Annotated in this window: 17 protein-coding genes; 8 read left to right on the top strand and 9 right to left on the bottom strand. The window is 61.6% G+C overall.

Annotation, left to right across the window (positions count from 1 at the left end; all coding sequences use genetic code 11):
- Positions 1-144: 144 nt before the first annotated feature.
- Complete coding sequence (locus DXD48_RS04900; protein WP_233502373.1) at positions 145-846, bottom strand: 4Fe-4S dicluster domain-containing protein; 702 nt, start codon at positions 844-846, stop codon at positions 145-147.
- A gap of 682 nt (positions 847-1,528) precedes the next feature.
- Positions 1,529-3,778 carry a DEAD/DEAH box helicase gene (locus tag DXD48_RS04895; protein ID WP_117564225.1) on the bottom strand — a complete coding sequence of 750 codons (2,250 nt, stop codon included), beginning with the start codon at positions 3,776-3,778 and terminating at the stop codon, positions 1,529-1,531.
- Positions 3,779-4,285: 507 nt separating this feature from the next.
- Here DXD48_RS04895 and DXD48_RS04890 point away from each other — a divergent pair.
- From DXD48_RS04890 to DXD48_RS04865, 6 genes are all read left to right on the top strand, one after another.
- Entirely contained in the window at positions 4,286-5,248 is a 963-nt protein-coding gene (locus DXD48_RS04890; RefSeq protein WP_117564224.1) for an FHA domain-containing protein, read from the top strand.
- Between the two features lie 171 nt (positions 5,249-5,419).
- Positions 5,420-7,504 (top strand): DUF6273 domain-containing protein, encoded by a 2,085-nt coding sequence (locus tag DXD48_RS04885; RefSeq protein WP_158548931.1) that lies wholly within the window; start codon positions 5,420-5,422, stop codon positions 7,502-7,504.
- 491 nt (positions 7,505-7,995) lie between these two features.
- Positions 7,996-10,335 carry a cation-translocating P-type ATPase gene (locus DXD48_RS04880; RefSeq protein ID WP_117564222.1) on the top strand — a complete coding sequence of 780 codons (2,340 nt, stop codon included), beginning with the start codon at positions 7,996-7,998 and terminating at the stop codon, positions 10,333-10,335.
- 147 nt (positions 10,336-10,482) lie between these two features.
- Positions 10,483-10,704, top strand: a complete 222-nt coding sequence (locus tag DXD48_RS04875) for a heavy-metal-associated domain-containing protein (protein WP_006235338.1) — start codon at positions 10,483-10,485, stop codon at positions 10,702-10,704.
- A 38-nt stretch (positions 10,705-10,742) separates the two neighbouring features.
- Positions 10,743-11,015: a metal-sensing transcriptional repressor gene (locus DXD48_RS04870; protein ID WP_006235337.1), complete on the top strand. Its 273-nt coding sequence runs from the start codon at positions 10,743-10,745 to the stop codon at positions 11,013-11,015.
- A gap of 180 nt (positions 11,016-11,195) precedes the next feature.
- Positions 11,196-11,669, top strand: a complete 474-nt coding sequence (locus DXD48_RS04865; RefSeq protein WP_117564221.1) for a hypothetical protein — start codon at positions 11,196-11,198, stop codon at positions 11,667-11,669.
- A gap of 132 nt (positions 11,670-11,801) precedes the next feature.
- On the opposite strand, the gene DXD48_RS04860 is transcribed toward DXD48_RS04865, so the two are convergent.
- From DXD48_RS04860 to gltB, 5 genes are all read right to left on the bottom strand, one after another.
- Entirely contained in the window at positions 11,802-13,172 is a 1,371-nt protein-coding gene (locus DXD48_RS04860) for an amidohydrolase family protein (protein WP_233502372.1), read from the bottom strand.
- A 296-nt stretch (positions 13,173-13,468) separates the two neighbouring features.
- Entirely contained in the window at positions 13,469-14,557 is a 1,089-nt protein-coding gene (locus DXD48_RS04855; RefSeq protein WP_147324142.1) for a hypothetical protein, read from the bottom strand.
- 269 nt (positions 14,558-14,826) lie between these two features.
- Positions 14,827-15,534 (bottom strand): hypothetical protein, encoded by a 708-nt coding sequence (locus tag DXD48_RS04850; RefSeq protein ID WP_117564218.1) that lies wholly within the window; start codon positions 15,532-15,534, stop codon positions 14,827-14,829.
- Positions 15,535-15,958: 424 nt separating this feature from the next.
- Positions 15,959-17,440, bottom strand: a complete 1,482-nt coding sequence (locus tag DXD48_RS04845; RefSeq protein WP_117564217.1) for a glutamate synthase subunit beta — start codon at positions 17,438-17,440, stop codon at positions 15,959-15,961.
- 5 nt (positions 17,441-17,445) lie between these two features.
- The gene (gltB, locus tag DXD48_RS04840; RefSeq protein ID WP_117564216.1) at positions 17,446-22,140 is read right to left on the bottom strand and encodes a glutamate synthase large subunit; all 4,695 of its coding nucleotides are present in this window, start codon (positions 22,138-22,140) and stop codon (positions 17,446-17,448) included.
- A gap of 566 nt (positions 22,141-22,706) precedes the next feature.
- Here gltB and gpmA point away from each other — a divergent pair.
- Positions 22,707-23,453, top strand: a complete 747-nt coding sequence (gene gpmA, locus DXD48_RS04835; RefSeq protein WP_199407896.1) for a 2,3-diphosphoglycerate-dependent phosphoglycerate mutase — start codon at positions 22,707-22,709, stop codon at positions 23,451-23,453.
- A gap of 75 nt (positions 23,454-23,528) precedes the next feature.
- Entirely contained in the window at positions 23,529-24,785 is a 1,257-nt protein-coding gene (locus DXD48_RS04830) for an Nramp family divalent metal transporter (RefSeq protein ID WP_117564214.1), read from the top strand.
- Positions 24,786-25,173: 388 nt separating this feature from the next.
- Here the strand turns inward: DXD48_RS04830 and DXD48_RS04825 are convergent, their stop codons facing one another.
- Both DXD48_RS04825 and DXD48_RS04820 read right to left on the bottom strand, forming a co-directional pair.
- Positions 25,174-25,317 (bottom strand): rubredoxin-like domain-containing protein, encoded by a 144-nt coding sequence (locus tag DXD48_RS04825; RefSeq protein ID WP_055251878.1) that lies wholly within the window; start codon positions 25,315-25,317, stop codon positions 25,174-25,176.
- An 89-nt stretch (positions 25,318-25,406) separates the two neighbouring features.
- On the bottom strand, positions 25,407-25,910 hold the full coding sequence (locus DXD48_RS04820; RefSeq protein ID WP_055251877.1) for a flavin reductase family protein: 504 nt from the start codon (positions 25,908-25,910) through the stop codon (positions 25,407-25,409).
- Positions 25,911-25,960 lie beyond the last annotated feature (50 nt).

The raw sequence follows: 25,960 nt of genomic DNA, 5'->3' as shown, positions 1-25,960 counted from the left end.
GGGGCTCTCAATGTTTTTATGTCCTGCTCATATCGTCTCTGCCGGCACTCGGGGACACTCCTCACTCTGGTGCATTGGGGACAGGTTTGTTTGCACCAGGTTGGTGCAGATTAACCTGGCCCCATTGCACCAATTTCGTATGCGCTAGACAAAGAGCTCGCATTCCTTCCGCACGACGCAAACCTTGCTCAGCATCTGGGAAACAGCGGATAGCTTGTTGGGATCAAGCTTACGAGCGCCTCGCGGGCATACGGCAATGCAGCGCATGCAGGAGATGCACGCCTCGCCAGCTGCTCGTTTGGGGTCACCCTTGTCGATAGCACAAACGGGGCACGCCGCGGCGCATGCACCGCAGGAAACGCAATCCTCTGTTGCCTCAGGTGCCATGCGGTGACCTCTGGCTTGTTTGTAAGGACGATTGCCGGGAATAGAGGGCTCGGATGTATCCTCAGCCAACAGCTTTTGCTGAATTTGCTGCGCAAACTCTGCGAGCTGCGCCGCATCCTGCGCATCCGGTCGCCCAGCAGCAAACTGTCGCGCAATGGAATGTTCTGCAATGGCTGCAACTGCCGCGATTACCCGGAATCCCGCATGCTTCGCAACGTCCTCCAGCTCTACGAGCGTGTCCTCAAACGCGCGGTTTCCGTAGACGCACACCAGAACGGCCCGCGCTCCGTTGCCGTGAACCATGTTCAGTCGGTCGACCACCACGGCAGGGACTCTGCCGGCATACGCTGGCACGGAGATAACAGCCACGTCGTCCTTCGTCATCGAGACCTCGTGGAAATCCAACCCGCTATCGGTCAGATCGACGGTAACGGTATTCTTGTCCAGCGCTCCAGCCACAAGGCAAGACACCTTCTCCGTTCCACCCGTCGGACTAAACACAATTTCAAATACGCTCATCTAGACACCCTCCCCCTACGCTCAGCAACGCGTCAAGCCGTTTTCACATCCAGCCAGAGTATACGGCACGTGGGGTCCCCATTTTGGCGCACCAAGCACCCCAATGCACCAACCCTACGCTGCCTGCCTCTTCGTTTTGTATAAATTACGGTACAGATTGTATATATTTACGGGATGCTGCCGTGTTCTCCCAAGGTACCCCATCCTGGCCCGTGCAAAAAAACGGAGTATTCTGCAACGTGACCGCGCCAGCACCGCCGCGGGCGGGCAAAACTGTAGGGCGCTGCGTCATTTAGGGTTCCGACATAGCGAGAATGACGTACCTTTGCTTCGAAAAACGGCGAAATCTAACTCAAAACGCTCATAGGGAGTATCTGAAGGCCACCGTTGGCAATACCGAATCGTATGCAGCCAGCTAGAGCTGCTGAATACTCCAAAAAATGCACGGCGCACCCCATGGGACCCATTGCCGCATGGCAGGAAACAGGCCCACGGCATCCTCTAGATGCATTCCCGAGGAAATCACATTTGAACTAGCGATCGGATACGGCAAACAAAAAGGGCCCCGAGCGTAGTTGCTCAGGGCCCTTGGTTCACCTCGCTCTAGTGGGCGATGCGTATGCTATTTGCGCTTGCCGCCGCCGTCACCGGGACGACGGGAGCTGCCGCCGCGCTTGCCGCCACGGCTGTTGCCATAGCTGCCACGGTTATCGCGACCGCCGGCGCGGCCGCCGCGGGAGCCGGCCTGGTTGCCGCCACGCCCGCCACGATAGCCGCCACGACGCTCCTCGCGGGTATCGTCGTAGTTGCGCCAGTCATCGCGACGATCGCGGCTGGCACGCGGATCACGACGATCGCGCGACTCGTTAGAACGGCCAGCGCCGCTGCGGCCGCCATTGCCGCGAGCACCCTCGCGACGCTCGCCGCCGCGGCTACCGCGCTCTTCAAAGCACTTGCCGCCACGGGACTCACCGCCACGGGCACCTCGCTCACCGCGACCCTCGCCGCCGCGACGCTTATCACGGCCACCGCGCTCGTCATCGCGACCGGAACGACGACGGTCGCCCGAGCCGCGCTTGCCGCCACGCGAGCCACGGCCCTCGTCCTCGCGCTCGACACGACGACGGCCACCGCGGTCCTCGTCCTCGCGGCGACGGCGATGCGCCTCGCCCTGGAACTGCTTGGCACGACGCTCGGCACGGTTACCGCGCGGGGCCTGCTCGACGGCGGCAGCACCGCCGCGCTCCTCGGCAGCCACCTCGCGGGCCACGCTCTCCACAGCCTCGTCCACGCGAGCCTGAACGCCCTCGCGCACGCGGGTCTTGCCGCCGCGCTTGGGACGGCTCGGACGCTCGCCGTCGCCGCGGCGCTCGTCGCGACCGCGGTTGGAACGACCAGCCACGTCGCCGTAATCGTCGCCGTTGCGCTTGCCGTCGCGACGCGCTTGCTCGAGTTTCTTCTTGCTCTTGGACTTGCCGCGCTTGGTCTTCTTCTTCACCTTAAAGGCGGCAGGATCGCGCTCGGGGTCAACGGCGGGCGGGTTGGGACCCACGTGCAGGTCGCCCGCTTCGTAAATATCGGCCGTCTTGTCCATGAGCTTCTCAATCTCGTAGAACTCGTCGACGTCCTGCTCGGTCACAAACGTAATGGCCCAGCCCAGCTCGCCGGCGCGGCCCGTACGGCCAATGCGGTGGATATAGTCGGTCGGCTCGGCCGGCACGTCGAAGTTCACGACGTAGCGCACGTCGCTAATGTCGATGCCGCGGGCGAGAACATCGGTTGCCACCAGCACGTCGACGGTGCCGTCGCGGAAGGCAGAAAGCGCGCGCTCGCGCTGGGCCTGGCTGCGGTTGCCGTGAATCGCGGCGGCCTTGATACCCTTGCGCTCAAGGCGACGGCAGCAGCTGTCGGCGCGGTGCTTGGTGCGCATAAAGACGATGGTGCGCTCCGGGCCCTCCTTTTTGAGGAACTCAGGCAGCAGGTTGTTCTTTGCCTCGATGGACACCGGGAACACAAACTGATCGACGGTGTCGGCGGTCGACGTGGCCGGCGCGATCTCCACGCGGGCCGGGTCGCTCACCAGGTCGGTGATCTCGCCCACGGCCTCCTCGTCGAGCGTCGCCGAGAACAGCAGCGTCTGGCGCTCGGCCGGCGTCTCGCGCACAATGCGGCGGACGGCGGGCAAAAAGCCCATGTCGAGCATGCGATCGGCCTCGTCGAGCACCAGCACCTTGACCTCGTCCAGGTGGCAGGCACCCTGCTCGATCAGATCGACCAGACGGCCCGGCGTGGCGACCAGGATGTCGCAACCGTACTTGAGGGCAGCGGTCTGGGGCTTGTAGCTCACGCCGCCCACGACGGTCACGGCAACATGGCCGGTGACGTCGGCGATTTTGCTCGCGACCTCGTCGATCTGCTGGGCAAGCTCGCGCGTAGGGGTGATGACGAGCATCACGGGGCCACGGCCGTTGCCCTCGGGCTTCTTGGCACCGCGACGGCGGTTGCGGCCGCCGCGCTCACGCACGGGTTTGGGCGGAGCAATGTGCTCCAGGTTGTTCATGGTCGGCAGCAAGAAGGCGGCCGTCTTGCCGGTGCCGGTCTGGGCGGCGGCAAGCAGGTCGCGACCCTCGAGCACCACGGGGATGGAGCCGGCCTGAACGGGCGTGGGCGCCGTGTAGCCCAGATTCTCGATAGCACGGAGCATCTCGTCCGAAAGCCCCAGCTCGTCAAAGGCGGGCAGGCTCTCGGTAGCGGACTCGACGGCTTGGGCGGCATTGGCCTCATCGGCAGCATCGAAGGCAGCCTGGGTCATGGCCTCGCGGGTCTCGTCCAGAATCTCGGCGTCGGTGACGTCGGATACAGAATTACGCATATGTTGTTGTTCCTTATCTGCACGCGCAATGGGCACGGCATGCGGCCGCGCGGGCGTGCTTGGTAGTGCGCTAATACATACAAAAACGGGTGCGCACAGAGAGGACGTTGCTCAGCACGCTGGCGATCGCTTTGGCAGCCCTATCACGCGCCGTCCAGACGCAGCAGCACTAAGCGATGGAGCAGATTCGCCGCGGGTTAGTATACCCGTGCTTCGCATGCCCCCACGTAAACCACAGATGACGAGGCGGACGCGGCGGGCCCGGCTGATTGTCTCAATCTGTAACGGCTGCGAAGCAAAACCGGCCCTAAATGTTACAGAACAAGACAGAGGGGGATTTCCGTCCAGTCCAAACCAAATCTCTCAGTCTTCCTGCAATTTCGAACATGTGGCCTATAATGTTGCTTTGGTTACGCTATATATTGCGCAGCCATTTAATACGTCGCCCACCGGGGGCCATTAATTCCTATCGCCTTATTGGCTAGGAAGCAATCAAAGGAGGTATCCGTGGCAGCAGAGACGCCTTGCTCGGTCCTCTATAACGATATTCGCTCGTTCGGCGGTCTTAAACATCTCGAGATCGCCCGAATGCTCATCAATGGAAACTCTTATCTCGGCAGTACCCTGCTCGAGAAATGCTCTTCCAACCGCTCGTATCTCACCCGTTACATCGTCCATCGCGAGCCTGACCAGTGCGCGCCCGCCATCTACAGCGACTTTGCCGTCACCACGCTCAATCTTTCCGCGGCAATCTGCAGCAAGCTCGGCGGCGGCGAGTCCGCCTATCAGGCAATCGCCGAGCACTATCGCGGCCCGGCCGCCAACGAAATGATGTCGGCTCTCGCCAGCTACAAGCTGGACAGCCGCCTATATGCAAATGCCCTCAATCACATCGACAACTTTGACGGCAATGCCGTGCGCGAGAAGAGTACGCTTTACCTTATGCTCTTTGTGGCAACGGGGGCGCTCGCTGACCCCATCCAAGGCGTGGCCACCGTCGAGCGCTTTTGCAATAGCAAGACTGGCGGGCATTTTGGCACCACCGAGACCACCGTCGGCCGTGGTTTTTTGAGCAGCTTGGATCAACCGCGCACCGTCGCCCCCAACCTCGGTCTGCTCAGGACACATGCCGACAACTGCGTCGACATGCAAATCCATCCCCTCACACGCGATCCGCGCGGCACCGTGATTGGTTCTTTGCCCAAAACCTCGCCCAGCATCACCGATGTGGGCGCCGACGCATCGCGCGAGCATCTTCGCATTTGGCTTGAGGGTGAGCACTGGTACGCCCAGGGCCTTGGATCGACCAACGGCACAGTGCTCGAATCGGGCGCGGGCGACGGCTATATTGTGATTGAGCCGCCGCGCGACCAACGCGAGCCCGGCAAGATCTATCCCCCGGTTGAAATCGAAAACAGCGACAGGCTCCATCTGGGTCTCTACACGACATTCCTTGTCATTGTGGATTAGCGCGGGCGGTGATCGAAAGACGGTCGCCGTCCGTCTTTCGTCTTCTACCTTCTGCGTCGTAAACGACAATACTCAGCGGCATACGTGGACAGTGCGGTTATCATGGTATTTTACCGATATCCGCACTGCCCACGTATACGCGCGGCAACCCATGCCAGACAAAGGAACGCCATGGATACTACCGATAGCGCCTATGGCGACAAACTCATTCGTCTTGACACGTTCGACACCGCCGTGGCGGTCGACCCCAGCGCCAAGGACGACGCCAAGCGTCGGTTTATGACGCTTATTCTCCAGACGGCCCACCGCGACAACGGCAACATCGGGCACGTGCTGCGCGCGACCAACACGAGCGGCGAGGTCTTTGCCGTCAAGCTACTCAAGGACAACGCCATCCTTTCCCCCGCTGCCCCCGACCGCTCCGCCGAGCAATCGGCCGCGCACCTGGCCAACACCGCCGCGCTGTTCGAGGAGTACCGTCATCTGTGTACCGTCTCGCACCTGCGCGGATTTCCGCGCGTCTATGGCTACGGATCGTGCGAGAACGACCCGCTCATCCTCATGGAGTGGGTCGAGGGCACCTCACTCAAACAGGCGCTGCCCCTGCTTCCGCACGACGCCTTGGGCGGGCTAACCACCCAGATGGTGGCCGCCGTTGGAAACGCCGTGCTTCGTGCGCTCTTGATGACCCAAGACCTCGTGAATCCGGTCATCCATCGCGACCTGTCGCCTGCCAATATCATGTTCCGCACCACCAGCCGAACGCTCGAGCAGCAGATTGCCGATTGCTCCTTTGACCCCTGCCTCATCGACATGGGCTCCGCGACCATGGCTCTCGGCGACGCCACAATCACCCGGCGCGCCGACATCTGGCGCTTTGCCACGCCCGCATACGCCGCGCCCGAGATGCTCACGCAGGATATCGAAGGAATCGCGGCCCTTCGCCGTTCGCCGGCAATCGACGTCTATGCGCTTTCGAGCATTCTGTACCAGCTCTACAGCGGTCGCAAACCGTTTGACTTTGAGTCGACGGACGCCGCTGCAACCGGCTCGTTCTATCTCGTAAAGACCAAGACCAATCCGGCACCGCTCGAGCCGCGCTGCGAGGGCGATGAAGCGCTCGTCCAGATCATCATGAAAGGCATCTCGGTCGAACAGGGCGATCGCCCTACCGAGCAGCAGATGCTCGAGGTGCTCTCGGCATACCTCACCGACGCCGAATCCGAGGGCCGCGAAGGCACAGGAGACGAGGCTGCAATTGATATCGATTCCGGCACGCACCTTAAGGTCGACGTCGCCGGCGAGCGAGCGCGAGAGATTCTGGAGCAGGCCCGGCACGATGCCATGACCCGCCGCCGCTTTATTATCGGTGGCGTTGTCGCAGCCGTTGCGGGGCTCGGCGTTATCGGAGCCGCAACCCATGGCTTCGGCATCCCCGACTACCTGGACGGCATCCGCGGTACGCTTGACGACTACACCTGGGATCAGCTGCAAGAGATTTCGCTCAAGATTAAGGCGGCGAAGAGCAACGCCGAAGCTCGCAAGATCGCCAAGCGTTATCATCTGCTCGACGACGACGGCCGTATTCCCTACCCGAGCACCAAGCGCGTTACGCTCACCAACGGGCTGGAGGTCGGGGCGCAACTCGTGGGCATTCTTCACGACGACCTGGCGGATACCAACGGCAAGGCCGGTCTGTCATTTATCTTTGACGCAGGTATTGCCGAGCGCGATGCCTCAGAGCACCCGCTCAACGGTGGCTGGGAAGACTGCGAGCTGCGCACATGGCTCGATGAGGACGGCATTAAGCTGCTTCCCAAGGAACTGCAATCGGTTATCAGTCCGGTCAAGAAGATCTCGAACAACGTCGGCGCCACCAAAAGCACTTCGTGCCTGAGCGAGCTGCCCGCGACCCTTTGGCTGCCCGCCATGGTCGAGCTCTGCGGCGGACAGGCGCCCAAGGACTTTAGCGAGGACTGCCATTACCTATCCGGCATCTACAACGGCGAGGGCAAGGAATACCAGCTGTTCCGCGAGCTTAAGGTGAGCCCCTTTACCACGAACAGCATGATGATTCGCCAGTGGAAGGGCAAGGATGTCTGTTGGTGGGAGCGTACGGCGAGCCCCGACACGTCGGAGAACGAGGGCACGCTCTATATGAACCGCGTGGGCGACGACGGCGATGTCTTTAATTACGCCACGTCTGCAAGCAAGCCCGATAAACGGACCTGCGTGATTCCCGGATTCTGCATCTAGGCGGCGGGCGTCTTGCCGTGACGGGACCCCTCCCCGGCAATTGTCTCGATCTGTAACATTAGCTCGGCAGATACAGGTCTAGATGTTACAGAACGAGACAAACCCCAGCCCCGCGAGACAACATCTCAATCTGTAACAGTATGGGGTCAAAAACCTCTCTTGATGTTACAGATCAAGACATTTGAGTTGGCCGCGGGCGGTCTGTCTCGATCTGTAACAGTTAGAGGTCATATTTGCTGCTAGATGTTACAGATTGAGACATTGAGTTTTCTGCCAACTGTTTGTCTTGATCTGCAACAAATACTCGGTAAAACGGGGTCTAGTTGTTACAGATCGAGACGTTTGGCAGAGACGGCCACCGATTGAGCAGCCACCCTCATCTGTAATGAAAAGTCATACATTCCAACCATTACTGGACACCCCCAGGGGGTATGGGTGTATAGTATCAGCAGGTTAACAATTCCAACAGCGAACCACAGAAAGGAGAAGCCATGGCTCAAGATAAGTTCGACGTGGGTGGCATGACATGCGCCGCCTGCCAGGCGCACGTGGATCGTGCCGTGAGCAAGCTCGACGGCGTCGAGAGCGTCGCGGTCAATCTGCTCGCCGGCTCTATGCTGGTGGACTACGACCCCGCGCAGGTCACCCCCGACGACATCTGCACCGCCGTCGATCGCGCTGGCTACTCGGCCTCACCCGTCAGCACGGGCACCGACGCCGCCCAAAGCGGCAGTACGCAAGCCAGGTCCGGCGCCGCCCATATGGAGTCGCCCACCAAAAAACTGGAGGCCGCCGCCTCTGCCATGCGCACTCGTCTCATCGTCTCGATCGTATTCCTCATCCCACTGTTCTACATAGGCATGGGGCACATGCTTGGCTGGCCGCTGCCCGGCATTTTCACCGACCATACCCACAGCATGACGCTCGCCCTCACCGAGCTCGTCCTGCTTATCCCCATCGTCTATGTCAACGACGCGTACTTTATCAACGGGTTTAAATCGCTCGCGCACGGCGCGCCCACCATGGACGCCCTTATTGCCGTGGGCGCCACCGCTTCCGTCGCCTGGTCGTTCTATGCCATGTTTATCATGGCCGACCAGCTGGCCGCCGGGCAAATCCACGAGGCCATGATGACGAGCATGGGCAACCTGTATTTTGAGAGTGCGGGCACGATCCTGTCGCTCGTCACCGTGGGCAAATACCTCGAGACACGCAGCAAATCCAAGACCGGCGGCGCCATCGAGGCGCTCATCGACCTGGCGCCCAAGAGCGCGACCGTCGTGGCAGAGGACGGCACCGAGACCACCGTCGACGTCGACAGCATCCTTCCCGGCCAGGTTCTGCGCGTACGCCCCGGAGAGTCCATCCCCGTCGATGGCGTGGTGCTCGAGGGCAGCTCGGCCGTGGACGAGAGTGCGCTCACCGGCGAGTCTATCCCCGTGGAAAAGACCGCCGGTGCTACCGTTAACGCCGCCACGGTCAACCGCACGGGCTCGTTTACCTTCCGCGCCACGCGTGTGGGTGCCGACACGTCGCTCGCCAAGATTATCCAGCTCGTCGAGGACGCCAACGCCACCAAGGCGCCCATCGCCCGCATGGCCGACAAGGTCGCCGGCGTGTTCGTGCCCGTGGTGTTTGTAATCTCGGTCGTGACCTTTGTAGTGTGGATGGCACTGACCGGCAGCATGAACGAGGCGCTCACCTCCGCCGTGGCCGTGCTGGTGATCAGCTGCCCGTGCGCACTGGGTCTGGCCACGCCCGTCGCCATTATGGTGGGTACCGGCAAGGGCGCCGAGATGGGCATTCTGTTCAAGAGTGCCGAGGCGCTGGAGAATCTGCGCAGTGTGGGCACCGTGGTGCTCGACAAGACGGGCACGGTCACCCGCGGCAAGCCTGCCGTGACCGATATCGTAGTAGCCACGCGCGCTGACGGCTCGCCCGCCATGAGCGAAAAGTCGCTGCTCAAGCTGGCCGCCGCGTTGGAGCGCTCGAGCGAGCACCCGCTGGCCGAGGCGATTATGGCCGAGTGCGAGGCACGCGGAATTGTCGCGCGCATGGTCGAGGACTTTGCCGCCGTGCCCGGTCGTGGCGTAACGGCGCGCGAGGGGCAGAATGTCATCGCCGCCGGCAACGTACGCCTGATGAACGAGTTGGGCGTTACCGTGCCCGCGGGTCTTACCGAGCAATTTGCCGCCGAGGGCAAAACACCGCTGTTCTTTGCCAAGAACGGCGAGCTTGTCGGCACCATCGCCGTGGCTGACGAGGTCAAAGAGACGAGCGCCGGGGCTATCGCCGCGCTCCGCAAGCTCGGCGTCGACGTGCGCATGCTCACCGGCGACAACCGCGTGACGGCCGAGGCTATCGCCCGCCGCGTGGGACTCACCAGCGAACAGGTCATCGCCGACGTCCTCCCCGCCGACAAGGAACGCCACGTGCGCGAACTGCAGGATGCGGGCGGCAAGGTCGCCATGGTGGGCGACGGCATCAACGACTCCCCCGCCCTGGCGCGCGCCGACGTGGGCCTTGCGATCGGCACCGGCGCCGACATCGCCAAAGAAGGGGCAGATGTGGTGCTCATGCGCAGCGACCTCATGGATGTTGCGCGCGCCATCGAGCTTTCGCGCGCCACGATCCGCAACATCAAGCAGGACCTGTTCTGGGCGCTGTTCTACAACGGCATCGGCATTCCGCTGGCGGCAGGCGTGTTCTTCCCCCTCACCGGTTGGCAGCTCTCGCCGATGTTCGGCGCCGCGGCCATGAGCCTGTCGAGCGTGTGCGTCGTAAGCAATGCGCTGCGCCTACGAACCTTTAAGCCTAAAGTGGCAAAATAGGTTCACCCTTAAGTCCATTTAGAACGGGTTTTCCAGGTGCCCGAGATTGACCTGAAAGAGGAGCGACGCGTACTTTGGTACGCGAGCGACGGCTTGAAGGTCAAGGTCGGGTGCCTGGGAAAGCCGACACAACAGAGAGGAATACCCATGCGTTACACAATCAAGACTTCCGGCCTCATGTGCGGCCACTGCGACGCTACTGTCGAGACGGCACTGCTCAACGTGGCCGGCGTGACCGACGCCGACGCCGATCACGAGACCCAGACCGTCCAGGTGGAGTGCGCCGACACCGTGACCGCCGAGCAGCTCGCCGCCGCCGTCGAGGGCGCCGGCGAGAAGTTCCACGCCCTGTCCGTAACCGCCGCGTAACGACCCACGCGCACCCCGACCAGAAACGAGGACCCGCCATGATGGCAGACCATAAATCGGTGACCCGCATGCTCAAGACGGCACGCGGTCAGATCGACGGCATCCTGCGGATGGTCGAGGAGGACCGCTACTGCGTCGATATTTCCACGCAGCTTATGGCAACGCAGGCGCTCATTGCGCGCATCAACGCCGACGTGCTCAAGGCGCATATCGAGGGCTGCGTGACTTCGGCAATCGAATCGGGCGACGAAGACCTCAAGGCCGCCAAGCTCGCCGAGATCGAACGCGTCGTCGACAAGCTCTCCAAGTAATTGGGGCATTGGGGACAGACTTCTTTGCACCATCTTGGTGTATCGGGGATAGGTACGTTTGCACCATCTTGGTGTATCGGGGATAGGTACGTTTGCACCACCTTGGTGCAGATTAACCTGTCCCCCTTGCTCTAAATCGGGTATAAAGGCGTGCAGCATATCGAACGAAAGGCAATTTGCATGAATGACTTTATGAAGGGTCGCAATGGTGCCGATGAACTCACCATCGTGATGGGTTTTGCCGGCATTGTCATCGCGATGATCGGATCGATAGCCCGAATCCAGTGGCTCAGCTGGATCGCTATCGCCGTCATCGTGATTGGCGTGCTGCGCGGCCTGTCCAAAAACATCGACGCACGTCGCAAGGAGAACGAGGCCTTTGTCGCCGCGACCGCGAACGTCCCCGGCTTGGGCAAGTTCGTCTCCAGCTTGGGCGGTGGAACTGCAGCGGCCGGCACCTCGCGCGCGGCTGGAACGAGCAAGGAAGACTTTGAGCGTGCCAAGCGCACGGCCAAGAAGATGTGGAAGGGCCGCAAGACCACGGCATACCTCAAGTGCCCCAACTGCGGCCAGATGCTCTCCGTCCCCAAGGGCAAAGGCAAGATCCGCGTCACCTGCCCCAAGTGCCACGCCAAGATGGAAACCCGCTCCTAGCGCCCGCACGCGGGACAAATTAATCAGGTTTGTTTGTCTCAAATCTTAAGTATTTGTTCGATAAAAAAGCCGAGGCCTCGTGTTGAGCCTCGGCTTTTTGTATGCGGCAACGGAGCTGCACCTTTGTCACACCTACGCCACGCCGTCGCGGGCCAGCTCCTCGGCAAGCGCTTCTGCAGGCATGGCCATAATCGTGTCGAGCTCGGCGTCCACCTCGGGAATACGTTTCACCTTGAGCTTGCGTACCAGATCACCGCGACACATCACATGCGTCGGCTCACGCAGAGCGCACAGGTCATCGAGCGGATTCTTGCGCGTCACCAGGATATCGGCGGCCTTGCCGCACTCGATCGTACCGGTCTCGCCGCCCAGCCCCAGGAGCTCGGCATTGACCTGCGTAGCCGTATGCAGCACGAAGGCGTTGCTCACGCCGACATACTTGGCAAAATAGGCCACCTCACGCCACATGTCGTACTGCGTCACGAACGGGCAGCTCGAATCTGTGCCAAGGCCCACCTTAACGCCAGCTTCCAGCGCCGCACGAGCACTCTCGATAATGCCCGAGCACACGATGTCGCCGTTCTTCTTTTGCGTGTCAGTCGAATGGGTCTTCTCCGGATCGAGCAACACAAACGGCAGCGCCGGGCTGATCGTGCAGGTAACGCTGGGCGCACGATCCTCAAGCTGCGTGCCCGCGGCGCCACGGTACAGCTCCAGGATCTCGGGCGTCATCGGGGCACCGTGCTCGATCGTGTCGACCCCGGCCTCAAGCGCGGCCTTCACGCCCTCGGTGCTCTCGACATGAGCCATAACCGGCAGGCCCACCTCGTGCGCCGCCTTGCACGCCGCCGCGGCAACATCGATCGGCATGCGCAGCACGCCCGGCTCGCCAACTTCGGTCGCGTCGAACACGCCACCCGTCACGAACAACTTGATGACGTCGGCACCACGCGCGTACAAGTCGCGCACCTGTTCGGCCGCCTCGTCGGGCGTATTGGCGACCTGCGCGAACAGCCCCGCGCCGTGGCCACCCGGCACTGTAACGCCCGTTCCCGGCGCTACCAGACGCGGACCCTGATACTTGCCGGCATCGATAGCATCGCGCACGGCGATGTCGGCAAACAGCGGGTCACCCGCACCGCGCACCGTAGTCACGCCGCTTGCCAGCTGCTGCTGGGCGCTGCCTTTGAGGATGTGGCGAACGATGGCGCGGCCCACGGGATTGTCGAGCTTCTTCATCAGCGCGCCCGCATCACCCGCCGAGACCGGCATGCCCGAACCGCACAGATGCACGTGCATATTGATGAGGCCCGGCATGAGATACGCCCCTGCCAGATCGATGACCTCGGCCCCCGCTGGAGCTTGGGCCACAGCGCTCGGTCCCATCCAGGTGATGATGCCACGCTCGACGACCACGGCCATATCGGGCTGCGGCTCCATATGCTCCGAACCATCCAGAACGGTCGCATTGATAAACAATGTGGGACGATCGGCAGATGCCATATCGAGCTCCTCCCTCACGATTAACTTGAACATTTGTCCATTATCACCTAGTCCCGCTGGATTGCTGCAGACGCATCGGTTAACGGAAGGAAGAGGGGATGTGGGGAGACGGAACACGTTGCAGTCCCACCCCAGCGACACCAGGGAAATATCTCGATCTGTAACAGCTACAGGGTTATTAGGCCCCTTGATGTTACAGATCGAGACATTCGGTCGACGTTTCACCGGCTTGTCTCGATCTGTAACAATTACGAGCTCAAACAGCCTCTAAACGTTACAGATCGAGACAAAACCTCTCAGCGCCCATACCACTGGCATCTCCACTCCTCAGCCAATTCAACCTGCCGAGGAATACCCGCCAGCCTCATTTTCTCGATCAGCTTCCCCGGATTCTTGAGCTCATCAAACGTAAACCGAAGCACCTTATGCCCGAGCATTGTCAGATGAGATTCCCGCTGACGCTCTGCCACGAATGGGTCAGCCGACTCCCGACCCTCGCCGCTCTGCAAGGTGTACTTCCCCTTTCCGTCGAGCTCGCCGATGACACACGTCCCGTCCTCGAGCCGCCAAAAATAGTCGACACGAAACACCTGGCTCGGATCGAGCGGGTCGCAAAACTCCACCTGCAGCTCCGGAACCGGAAAGCCGTACGCAATAAAGAATGCTCGGAACCGAGACTCGCCGCCGTTTTCAGACAGCCCGTCCGCATACGACGCAATCACCTGTGCCCTGCGATACCCTCGCCTGCCCTCGCAATCGGCGCGGAGGCGCTCGCACAAATCCCCACGTGATACGCCTTTCGCCCGCAGTGCAGAATCGGCAATCGCCAACCCGTAGGAGAACGGTGCACGCAGTAGGCAATCCTCCACCGTGCGCCAAAACGACGTCACCTGCACGCCGTCGACTTGTTCAAGTGCGCCCGCCGCCTGCGGACGCAACAGCCGACATCCTGCACTCAGCGGCACCGAGCAACCTGTCTTAACAAGATATCGTGGCCCAAGCAGATCATTCGGCACCTCCAGACCCCACAAAAGTGCCGCGTCATAGCCCCAAAACGCCCAATCGGGATGAAACTCCGCAAGCCCTTTGATGGCCCGCAGCGCTCGCTCCGTCGGCGTCAGCGCATCCCAATCATGTTGAAAGCAGAACAAATACGGCTCGGGTTCCGCGATATCGTCGGTTCCAACATGACGCCGCAGCCACATGAGCTCGGCATTGTCATGCGTTGCGAGCAGCGCACCTTGCTCGGTCGCCTCCGTGAGTCGCGCGAGCATCCTATTCCGCGCCAACGTGTTGCGAGTCGTATGCTTGTGCTTGAAAACGGTATTAGACACTTCCATCACCACCACATCGGACAAATGGACCATCGTCACCGTTGCCTCCACCGACAAACGTCTTGATCTGTAACAAGAAGAACGATTTTTGGACTGTAGATGTTACAGATTGAGACATTCCCCCCCCCAGCCAGGTGCCAAACGTCTCGATCTGTAACAGTTAGACGTTCTCCAGGCCCCTAAACGTTACAGATTTAGACAAACCAGCGGCGCCCAAGCATTCGTCTCGATCTGTAACAGGTAGACCGGTGTTTTGCCCCCAAACGTTACAGATCGAGACAAAAAGGCAAAAGGCAAGGCAGGCGACAACTACCCATCCCCTACTCCCACTCCTGCTCGTAGATGTTGAGCGACTTTACGTACCGCCCCTGGGCGCCCATGATGTCGCGGACCAGACGCAAGAAGAAGCAGATGCACGAGGTGTCAAAGCCGTCCTGCAGGTCCTCCGGATGCACCGCACCCGGCCCATCGACCGCCGTATCGCTCAGCCGCGCGATGTCATACAGGTAGAGCTGTCCCGCCGTAAGCCAGACATCATCGACGCAGGCGAGGCGCACCGCAATCGCGCCGTCACTCCAGTGCTCCTTCTGCACGATATGCGGATCGTAGACATCAAAGCGATGATCGGTGCGCGTGTCCTTCAGCACGACCATGCCGGACGCAGGATCCTTGTCCAAAATGCCAAAGCGCGAGAAATACTGCGTGTCGCGTACCTGCTCGAGCCGCTTGAGCGAGGCAGGCGAAAGCGATGCCGGCGGCTCGTCAACATATAGCTCGAGCAGCGTTTTGCCATGGCGATAGGGGCGCTCAAACAGCAGCCAATCGGTAAACGCCATGTTGTAGGCCATGATTTCGTTTTGCGAAGGCTCGGTGCAATAGCTGAGCCACGGGTCGACAATGATCTCGAACTGTTCGCGCGCCGGCTCCAGGAATTGAAACTTCCGCAGCATCCAAAAGTGAGCCATGTCGGCAATATCGTTGCCGACGGCTTCAGCCAGCTCTGCTCGGTCAAAAGCGTGGTCAGTCATGGCATCCTCCTCAAACTGATGGACCTCAATTTGAGCTTACGAGGAGGGTGGGCAGCCACGACCAGCGCGGGCAAAATAGGCCTCCGGCTGCAAACCAGATGCTGACCAAACACTTGACGAAAAGCTTGACCGAAAATGCGCGCCGCAACAAAACCGCAGGTAAACATCGACGGCCAACCCGCCCTTTTGAGCCAGATGCCCGCAGCCACCACAGAAACAACAGGTGACCACAGCCCAAGAAGTCGACAAATGAACGCCCGTACGTCGACAAACGAGCAAACTGCTCGCAAATCCGCAAGGAGTGTCCCCGAATGCCGACAGAAAAGGAACGTCCCTAACTGTCGGCACTTAGGGACGTTCCTTTTGTGCCGGCAGTTAGGGACAGCCCTTGCCGATTCGATTGTTGAATATCTCCGTGACTACTTTACAGCTCCAGCGCGTCGGCGGCTTCGGCAGCGCAGGCCAGGGCGTCGGCCATGGCGTTCACCACGAGCGAGCTGCCGTTGCGGGCATCACCCGCCACATACACCGGCGCGGCATCCGCGGCGACACCCTCCGCGCGAGCCGCGAGATGCGAGCCCTCAGCAGCCATCACCGGCAGCGGACGACCGGCGGTGGCAACAGGCACGCTCACCGCATCGAACACGCCATGCTCGGGACCCGTAAAGCCGCAGGCGATGAGCACCAGCTGCGCCGGCACCTCGTGCTCGGAGCCCGCGATGCGCTCGGGCTTTCCCGCCGACCAGTCCAGATCGACCACGCGCAGGCCCGCGGCCGCACCCTTCTTGTCCAGCAGCACCTCGAGCGTATCCACGCCCCAGGCACGCATCTCACCACCCATCGCAGCGATAGCCTCCTGCTGGCCGTAGTCGGTCTTCTTCACGTTGGGCCACTGCGGCCAGGGGTTGCTCGCCGCGCGCTTATCGGGCGCAGCCGGCAAGAACTCAAACTGGCGCACGCTGCGCGCGCCCTGACGCACGGCGGTACCCACGCAGTCGTTTCCAGTATCGCCACCGCCAATGACCACGACATCCAGGCCGCGCGCGTTCACCGCGGGCTCGCTACCATCGAGCACCGAGACGGTCGAAGCCGTCAGGTAGTCCACCGCGTACACCACGCCCGGAGCGTCAATGTTCGCAGCCGAAAGCCCGCGCGGGGCACGGGCACCAGCAGCCACCACGACGGCGTCAAAGTCGTCGAGCCTGGCGGTAACCTTGGGATCGCTCACGTCAGCACCCAGCTCGAACACAATGCCCAGCTCACGCATGAACGCCACGCGACGCTCGACCACGGACTTCTCGAGCTTCATGTTGGGAATGCCGTACATGAGCAGACCGCCCGGGCGGTCGTCGCGCTCAAACACCGTCACGCGGGCGCCACGACGTGCAAGCTCCCATGCCGCCACCAGACCAGCAGGACCGGAGCCCACCACAGCAACCGCGGGTGCGCCCTCCCCTGCCGGCTCAAAGCGACGCGGACCGCCATTTGCCCACTCATGGTCGCTGATTGCACGCTCGTTGTCATGGATCGTCGTGGGCTGGCCGTCGACCGAACCCAGGTTGCACGCGGCCTCGCACAGCGCCGGGCACACACGGCTCGTAAACTCGGGCATGGGCGATGTGAGCGACAGGCGCTCGGCAGCCTCGTCCCAGCGGCCGCGGTACACCAGCTCATTCCACTCGGGAATCAGGTTGTGCAGCGGGCAGCCACTCGGGCGTGCCTTGCCAAAGCTCGCGCCCATCTGGCAAAACGCCACGCCGCACATCATGCAGCGGCTCGCCTGGGCGCGACGTGCATCGTCATCGAGCTCCACGTACAGCGGATCAAAATCATGGCTGCGCTCCTCCACAGGGCGCAGCTCGTGGGTCACGCGATCGATATCAAGAAAAGCACCGGGCTTACCCATGGCACTTACGCCTCCTTCTTGGTCGAAGCAACAGAGCTGGTAGCGGCCACGGGCGCAGCACCCGCAGCACCGCCCGCAGCATCAAAGCGGGCAACATCAGCAGCGTCGGCGCGACCGGTCACGATGTCAAACGCCAACTCCTCGCCCTGCGCATGTGTCTTGCCGGCAGCCTCGCTCGCAGCGACAATCGCCAGCACACGCTCGTACTCGGTCGGAATGACCTTCACAAAGTGCTTGCTCATCGTCTCAAAGCTGTAGAGCAGCTTGATGCCGCGCGGGCTCTGCGTCGCGTCCACGTGCTCCTGGATGAGCTCGCGAATCTGCGCCAGCTCGCCGGCAGTCGGGGCCTTGAGCTCAACGCTCTCGTGGTTCACGCGGGCATCGAGCGTGCCGTACTGGTCAAAGACATAAGCCACGCCACCCGTCATGCCGGCAGCGAAGTTCTGCCCGACCTCGCCCAGGATGAGCGCCAGGCCACCCGTCATGTACTCGCAACCGTGGTTGCCGCAACCCTCGACCACCACGGTGGCACCGGAGTTGCGTACGCCAAAGCGCTGGCCGGCCAGGCCGTTGATGAAGCCACGGCCGCTCGTGGCGCCAAAGAACGCAACGTTGCCCACGATGATGTTTTCGTCGAACTTATAGGTCGCATGCGGGTTGGGGCGCACCGACACCTCGCCGCCCGAAAGGCCCTTGCCAAAGTAGTCGTTGGCGTCGCCGCACACGTTGAGCGTAATGCCGCGCGGCAGGAAGGCGCCAAAGCTCTGACCGGCCGATCCATCGCAATCGATGGTGATGGAGCCGGCGGGCAGGCCCTCGGGATGTGCCTTGGTCACCGCGTTACCCAGGATGGTGCCCACGCAACGGTTGACGTTGGCGATGTCGGCATGGAAGCGAATCGGACGTAGGTGCGCACGGGCATCGGCCGTATAGGGCACGAACAACGTGGAGTCGAGCGTCTTGTCGAGCTCGCTGTCGGCAGCCATCTGCGGCAGGAAGTGGCGACCGTCGGCACCCGGGATATGGGCACCGAACTCGCAGGTCGCGCTTGCCAGCACGGGCGACAGATCGAGCAGGTTGGCCTTGCGGTTGCCCGGGACCTCGATCTGGCGCAAGCACTCGGGGTGGCCGACCATCTCGTCGACGGTGCGGAAGCCCAGGCTCGCCATGACCTCGCGCAGCTGCTCGGCAACAAAGAGCATAAAGTGCTCGACGTGCTCGGGCTTGCCGCGGAAGCCGCGACGCAGGCGGCAGTTTTGCGTAGCGATGCCGGCCGGGCAGGTGTCCTGCTGGCAGTCGCGCTGCATGAGGCAACCCATGGAGATGAGCGGCATGGTCGCAAAGCCAAACTCCTCGGCGCCCAGCAAGCAGGCGACGGCAACATCGGTGCCGTCCATAAGCTTGCCGTCGGCCTCGATCACCACGCGTGAGCGCAGCCCGTTTTGCAGCAGCGTCTGCTGGGCCTCGGCGAGGCCAAGCTCCAGCGGCAGTCCCGCATGCCAAATGGAGTCGCGCTCAGCGGCACCCGAGCCGCCATTGTGGCCGCTGATCAAGATCTTGTCGGCAGCGCCCTTGGCAACGCCGGTGGCGATGGTGCCGACGCCGGCCTCGCTGACCAGCTTGACCGACACGCGTGCGCCGGGGTTGGCGTTCTTAAGATCGAAGATCAGCTCTGCCAGGTCCTCGATAGAGTAAATATCGTGATGCGGCGGAGGCGAGATCAGGCCGATGCCGGGCGTGGACTGGCGGACCTCGGCGATCCAGGGGTAGACCTTCTTGCCGGGGAGGTGTCCGCCCTCGCCGGGTTTGGCGCCCTGGGCCATCTTGATCTGAATCTCGAAGGCACTGCACAGGTAGCGACTCGTCACGCCAAAGCGCGCACTTGCTACCTGCTTGATGGCGGAGTTCTTGGAATCACCGTTGGCCAGCGGGGTCTCGCGACGCGGATCCTCACCACCCTCGCCCGAGTTGGAGCGTCCATGCAGGCGGTTCATGGCGATGGCCATGCACTCATGCGCCTCTTTGCTGATGGAGCCATACGACATGGCGCCGGTGTTAAAGCGGCGGACGATGTTGAGCGCGGGCTCCACCTCGTCGAGCGAAACCGGCGTGCGGCCGCTGGCATTAAAGTCGAGCAAGTCGCGCAGGCGCACGGCACGGCCGGTGCGGTGCAGGCGGGCGCTGTACTCCTTAAAGGTGTCGTAGCTGTCCTCACGGCAGGCGGTCTGCAGCAAGTAGACAGTCTGCGGATCGATGAGGTGATCCTCGCCGCCGAGCGGGCGCCACTTGGTCAGACCCAGCGTGGGCAGCTGATCGGGAGCCGGGCTCTTAAGGATAGCGAGCGCGGCGTCGTAGCGCTCGTTTTGCTCGCGCTCAACGTCCTCGACACCCATACCGCCCACACGGCTCACCGTGCCGGCGAAGTACGCGTTGACGAACTCCGGCGTAAAGCCCACGGCCTCGAAGATCTGCGCCGAATGGTAGCTCTGTACCGTGGAGATGCCCATCTTGGACATGATGGAGACGATGCCGGCGGTCGCAGCCTTGTTGTAGTTGGCGATGCCCTGCTCGGCCGTCACGTCCAGGTCGCCGTGTGCCGCCAGATCGCGGATGCACGCATGCGCGTTATACGGATAGATGCCGCTCGCGGAGTAGCCCACCAGCGCCGCAAAGTCGTGCGGGGACACGGCGTCGCCGCACTCCACCACGATATCGGCAAAGGTGCGCACGCCGGCACGGATCAGATGGTTGTGCACGCAACCCACGGCGAGCAGCGACGGCACGGGGACCTCGCCCGCAGCGGCGCGATCGCTCAGCACCACGATGTTCACGCCATCGCGCACCGCAGCCTCAACGTCCTCTGCAAGCTGCTTGAGCGCAGCCTGCAGCGCACCCTCGCCGGCATTGCGGCGGTACACGGCACGAAAACGGCGGGTCTTAAAGCCCACGCGGTCGATGGCGCAAATGCGGTCAAACTCCTCCTTGCTCAGCAGCGGTCGCTCCAAGCGAACCAGCTGGCAGGCCGTACGGGAGTCCTCGAGCAGGTTACCGTGGTTGCCCAGGTAGAGCGTGGTCGAAGTCACCATGTGCTCGCGCAGGGCGTCGATCGGCGGGTTTGTGACCTGAGCGAACAGCTGATAGAAATAGTCGTAGAACGAGCGCGTCTTTTTGGACAGGCAGGCCAGCGGCGCATCGATGCCCATCGAGGCGAGCGGGGCCTTGCCCTGCTGGGCCATAGGGCGCACGACCTCGTCGACATCATCCCAGTGATAGCCGAGCTTGGCCATGCGCACGGCGGCGGGCACCTCGGCATCCTCGGCGGGCGCGGAGGGCTCATCGAGCGCGTCGACGGTCAGTGTCTCCTCGGCAATCCAGTCGCGGTAGGGCTTCTCCTTGGCATAGCGGGCGCGCAGCTCGTCGTTGTAGATCACGCGGCCGCGGGCAAAATCGACCTCGAGCATCTGGCCCGGTCCCAGGCAGCCGCTCGTCAGGATGTTCTCGGGGCTCACCTCGATGGTGCCCACCTCGCTTGCCAGCATAAAGCGGCCATCGCGCGTCACGTAGTAGCGGGCGGGGCGCAAGCCGTTGCGGTCGAGGGCGGCACCCAGGGTACGGCCGTCGGTAAAGGCGATGGCCGCCGGGCCGTCCCAGGGCTCCATGAGCATGGACTGGTAAGCGTCGTAGGCGCGGCGCTCCTCACTCAGGCTATCGTTGTGGTCCCACGGCTCGGGCAGCAACATGGACGCGGCACGCGTGAGCGGGCGACCGTTCATGACCAAGAATTCGAGCACGTTGTCCAGAATCGCGGAGTCGGAACCCTCGCGGTTGATGATGGGCATCACGCGCTCAAGATCGTGCTGCAGCACGGGGCTGTACAGGTTGGGTTCGCGGGCGCGAATCCAGTTGACGTTGCCCTTGAGGGTGTTGATCTCGCCGTTATGGATGATAAAGCGGTTGGGGTGCGCACGCTCCCAGCTGGGCGTGGTGTTGGTGGAGTAGCGCGAGTGGACGAGCGCCACGGCCGTTTTGACGGCGGCGTCGTTGAGGTCGATGAAGAAGCGGCGCATCTGTGTGGCGACCAGCATGCCCTTGTACACGATGGTGCGCGAGCTCATGGAGCACACGTAGAAGATCTTGTCTCGCAGGGCAAACTCGGCATCGGCCTTCTTTTCGATGGTGCGGCGGCACACGTACAGGCGACGCTCAAAGGCATCGCCGGCGGGCGTGTCGTCCGGACGGCCCAGGAAGGCCTGCAGGATAGTGGGCATGCAGGCGCGGGCCGTCTCGCCCAGGTCGTGCGGGTCGACGGGCACCTCGCGCCAAAAGAGCAGCGGCACGCCGGCCTCGGCACAGCCCTCCTCAAACACGCGGCGGGCATCCTCTACGCCCTTGTCGTCCTGCGGGAAGAACAGCATGGCCACGCCATAGTCGCCCTCTGCCGGCAGAATCTGACCGCACTTTTGAGCCTCTTTACGGAAAAAGTGATGCGGAACCTGGAACAGGATGCCAGCGCCATCGCCGGTATTCTTCTCGAGTCCCGTGCCGCCGCGGTGCTCCAAGTTGACCAGAATGGACAGCGCATCGTCCAGAATCTGGTGATGGCGCTCACCGTTGATATCGGCAAGCGCGCCGATGCCACATGCATCATGGTCGAATTCGGGGCGATAAAGGCCCTGCTGCTGAGCGGAATCTGCCTGCATCGCGATCCTCCCCTAGATATTTAGACAGTCAGTTGAATAGGCATACTAGGAGCATCGCCGGCCCGTTGTGTTTCCCACCCGTTTCGAAACAATCGCGTAACGCACGCCCTACGAGCGGACACCGCCGACCTCAAGGGCGACAACATAGGCCCCAAGTTCGGCCTGTTAGCTCACCACTTCAAACATCTCAATCTGTAACAGGAAGGCCCAATTACGACGACTAACTGTTACAGATTGAGATGTTTTCGAGAGACAGTTCCGAATGTCTCGATCTGTAACACAAAGGGCCGGTTTTGGCGGCAAACTGTTACAGATCGAGACATTCCATAGGACCATTTCTTCCTGTCTCGATCTGTAACACCTAGGCCCAATTTCCATCCCTCGTTGTTACAGATCGAGACATTTCGGCAGCCCCCTTTCACCATCCCATTCAAATACAACAATTTTGTTAGTCTTGGTTAACTTTTAAGCTTAAAACGGGTATCCTTTGCGGCGTCAAGCAAACGGCACGCACACCGTGCCAGATCAAGGAGGCCCCTATGGCGCACCAAGCAGACCAGCAGACGATGCAACTTGTCCTTATCCGTCACGGAGAATCCGAGTGGAACAAACTCAACCTGTTCACCGGCTGGACCGACGTAGAACTCACCGACACGGGCCGCGAAGAAGCCGCAGCAGGCGGTCGAGCCCTCAAAGAAGCCGGTTTCGACTTTGACGTCTGCTACACCTCGCGTCTCAAGCGCGCAATTCACACCCTCGACATCGTGCTCGGCCAAATGGATCGCGAGTGGTTGCCCGTCATCAAATCCTGGAAGCTCAACGAGCGCCACTACGGAGCGTTGCAGGGTCTCAACAAGGCCAATGCCGCGGCGGAGCACGGCGACGAGCAGGTGCTCATCTGGCGCCGCTCCTTCGATGTCTGCCCGCCGGCGCTCGAGCCGGACGACGCGCGCGATCCCCACACCCAGGAGCAATACCGTGATGTCGCGCCCGATCAGCTGCCCTATACCGAGTGCCTCAAGGACACGATCTCCCGCGCCTGGCCTTATTTCGAAGACGAGATTCGCCCCCAGATGCTCGCCGGCAAGCGCGTACTCATCGCCGCACACGGCAACTCCCTGCGCTCACTCGTCATGAAGCTCGAGCACCTCACGCCCGAGGAGATCCTCAAGGTCAACATCCCCACCGGCGTGCCGCTCGTCTACACCTTCGACACCGATTTCAACGTCCTCGACAAGCGCTACATCGGCGACCCGGCGACCATCGCCGCCAAGATCGACGCCGTGGCCAATCAGGGCAAAGCACACAAGTAGCCCCAACCCAAAACCGACGCGTGGCGCCGCACGGCCCAGATGCGACGTCACGCCGCCCATACACAGGAGCGCACCATGCTCAACCATCTCAAACAACACTTTGGTTCCCGGCGCACCGGCGGTCACGGAGGCCTAGACATTGCGCGGCATATCGGCCCCGGGCTGCTCGTGACCGTCGGCTTTATCGACCCGGGCAACTGGGCCTCCAATATGGCCGCGGGCTCGCAGTTTGGCTACGCGCTGCTGTGGATCGTCACGCTGTCCACGATTATGCTCATTGTGCTGCAGCACAACGCGGCGCACCTGGGTATCGCCACGGGCGCCTGCCTTGCCGAGGCCACGACACGTTACCTCCCCCGCTTCGTTGGACGCACGGTACTCGCCAGTGCCTATCTCGCGACTGTCGCCACCGCCATGGCCGAAGTCCTGGGTGGCGCGATTGCCCTTCAAATGCTCTTTGGGCTGCCCGTGCGCGCGGGCTGCGTCATCGTGGCGGCAGTATCGATGGCGATGCTCATGACGAGCTCTTACAAGCGCGCCGAACGCTGGATCATCGCCTTCGTAGGCGTGGTAGGACTCTCGTTTTTGGCCGAGCTTGCACTAGTCAAGGTCGACTGGCCGCAAGCCGCCGCAAGCTGGATCACGCCCAGTATGCCCACTGGCTCTGCCGCGATTATCGTGAGTGTCCTGGGTGCGGTCGTTATGCCACACAACCTTTTTCTGCACTCCGAGGTCATCCAATCCATGCACTTCGAAGGCCAAGGCGAGCAGGTTATCGAAGAGCGTCTGCGCTACGAGCTCTTCGACACGCTCTTTTCGATGGGCGTGGGCTGGGCAATCAACTCGGCCATGGTCATCCTGGCCGCAACGACCTTCTTTGCGCACGGCATGGTCGTAGACGACCTCGCCGTCGCAGCGGCCACGCTCTCCCCCATTCTGGGCCCGGCGAGCTCGACCATCTTTGCGGTAGCGCTGCTGTTCGCGGGACTATCGAGCAGCGTGACAGCGGGCATGGCGGCGGGGACCATCACTGCGGGCATGTTCGACGAGGAATACGATATCCACGACCGACATTCCTCGATCGGGGTGGCGGCCTGTTTCGTCGGCGCAGTGACGGCGTGCCTGGTCGTCCCAAATCCTTTTGAAGGTCTCATCTGGAGTCAGGCACTGCTGTCGCTTCAGCTACCGATTACGGTCTTTGTGCTCATACGGCTCACCAGTTCACCCCGCGTTATGGGCAAATACGCCAATTCGCGCCCGCTCAACGCGCTGCTCGTAGGGATTGGTGCCATCGTGACGATTCTCGATGTCGTGTTGCTAACGGGGATGTAATGAGACGGGGCACCTACCCAGGCAAACGTCTCGATCTGTAACATCTAGACCCGCTTTTGATGTCTAGATGTTACAGATCGAGATCATTCCGAGGGACAGCTCCGTTTGTCTCAATCTGTAACAAGTGGACCCAATTTCCACCGTTAGATGTTACAGATTGAGATCTTCTTCCGGACGGTTTTGGTTTGTCTCGATATGTAACAAGTGGGCCCAATTTCCACCGTTAGACGTTACAGATTAAGACAAAAGGTCGGCCGGACTCACAACAGACAGGATCGGCCAACAGCAACCGTGATCCCTTAGGGGCGGAGGAAAAGGGCCCCGGCCGAGAATTCGACCGGGGCCCTTGGACAGAGCTATGTGTTGCCGTGAGCCGCGTGCCGACGAGCTACTCCTCGACGAGCTCAAACTGATCGGGACCGACGCCGCACACCGGGCACACATAATCCTCGGGCAGCTCGGGCGTATCGACCTCAACCTCGTAACCGCAAACGACGCACACGAACTTATACGTCTTCTTCTCCTCAGCCATGATGTTCTCCTCTCAAACGCGACTGGTGATGTACTTCATTTATCAGTATAGATTCTCAATAATATAATGCAAGTATTTTTAAAACATTTCTAGCCTTGATACGAGGACGCCTTCGGAGGCGTCTTGCCCTTCAGGACCTTATGGTAGTAATCGTAGGTGAGCGGCGTCTCGTCACTCAAGCGCTCGGCATCCTCGACCTCGCCGATAAACAGTAGATGCGTGCCAACATCCACAGTGTCGATCAAATGGCAGCTAAACAGGGCCGCCGCGTGCTCGGGCACATAGGGCATGCCCAGAGCCGTCTCGCGGGTCTCGTATTTGGCAAACTTGTCATAATCGCTGCTAGTGCGGAACCCAAAGTTACCGATGTAGAGCATATCGGCGGTCTGATCGATCACGGTCAGCGCGAACGCTTTGGCCGAAGCGATGACGCCCGAGGTGACGTTGTCCTTGTTCACGGCAACCGAAATGCGCGGCGGCATGGACGTCACCTGCACCGCTGTGTTGATGACGCAGCCGGCGCGCAGCCCGTCTGCCGCGGCGCTCACCACGTACAGGCCGCTCGGCATGGTAAAGAACGCAGTTTTGTCCATAACGATCACTCCCCTAGCTCGGGTTGGAACCTCATGGATGTATGTACCCA

This window comes from Collinsella sp. TM05-37 (assembly GCF_003436455.1).
Lineage (GTDB): Bacteria > Actinomycetota > Coriobacteriia > Coriobacteriales > Coriobacteriaceae > Collinsella.
Note: the sequence above shows the minus strand (reverse complement) of the source record. Positions and strands in the feature narration are given on the sequence as shown.

Excerpts from the sequence above, each read along its gene's own strand:
- DXD48_RS04895 (WP_117564225.1), bottom strand. The coding sequence starts at position 3,778 with ATGCGTAATTCTGTATCCGACGTCACCGACGCCGAGATTCTGGACGAG.
- DXD48_RS04885 (WP_158548931.1), top strand. The coding sequence starts at position 5,420 with ATGGATACTACCGATAGCGCCTATGGCGACAAACTCATTCGTCTTGAC.
- DXD48_RS04880 (WP_117564222.1), top strand. The coding sequence starts at position 7,996 with ATGGCTCAAGATAAGTTCGACGTGGGTGGCATGACATGCGCCGCCTGC.
- DXD48_RS04875 (WP_006235338.1), top strand. The coding sequence starts at position 10,483 with ATGCGTTACACAATCAAGACTTCCGGCCTCATGTGCGGCCACTGCGAC.
- DXD48_RS04870 (WP_006235337.1), top strand. The coding sequence starts at position 10,743 with ATGATGGCAGACCATAAATCGGTGACCCGCATGCTCAAGACGGCACGC.
- DXD48_RS04865 (WP_117564221.1), top strand. The coding sequence starts at position 11,196 with ATGAATGACTTTATGAAGGGTCGCAATGGTGCCGATGAACTCACCATC.
- DXD48_RS04860 (WP_233502372.1), bottom strand. The coding sequence starts at position 13,172 with ATGGCATCTGCCGATCGTCCCACATTGTTTATCAATGCGACCGTTCTG.
- DXD48_RS04850 (WP_117564218.1), bottom strand. The coding sequence starts at position 15,534 with ATGACTGACCACGCTTTTGACCGAGCAGAGCTGGCTGAAGCCGTCGGC.
- DXD48_RS04845 (WP_117564217.1), bottom strand. The coding sequence starts at position 17,440 with ATGGGTAAGCCCGGTGCTTTTCTTGATATCGATCGCGTGACCCACGAG.
- gltB (WP_117564216.1), bottom strand. The coding sequence starts at position 22,140 with ATGCAGGCAGATTCCGCTCAGCAGCAGGGCCTTTATCGCCCCGAATTC.
- gpmA (WP_199407896.1), top strand. The coding sequence starts at position 22,707 with ATGCAACTTGTCCTTATCCGTCACGGAGAATCCGAGTGGAACAAACTC.
- DXD48_RS04830 (WP_117564214.1), top strand. The coding sequence starts at position 23,529 with ATGCTCAACCATCTCAAACAACACTTTGGTTCCCGGCGCACCGGCGGT.
- DXD48_RS04825 (WP_055251878.1), bottom strand. The coding sequence starts at position 25,317 with ATGGCTGAGGAGAAGAAGACGTATAAGTTCGTGTGCGTCGTTTGCGGT.
- DXD48_RS04820 (WP_055251877.1), bottom strand. The coding sequence starts at position 25,910 with ATGGACAAAACTGCGTTCTTTACCATGCCGAGCGGCCTGTACGTGGTG.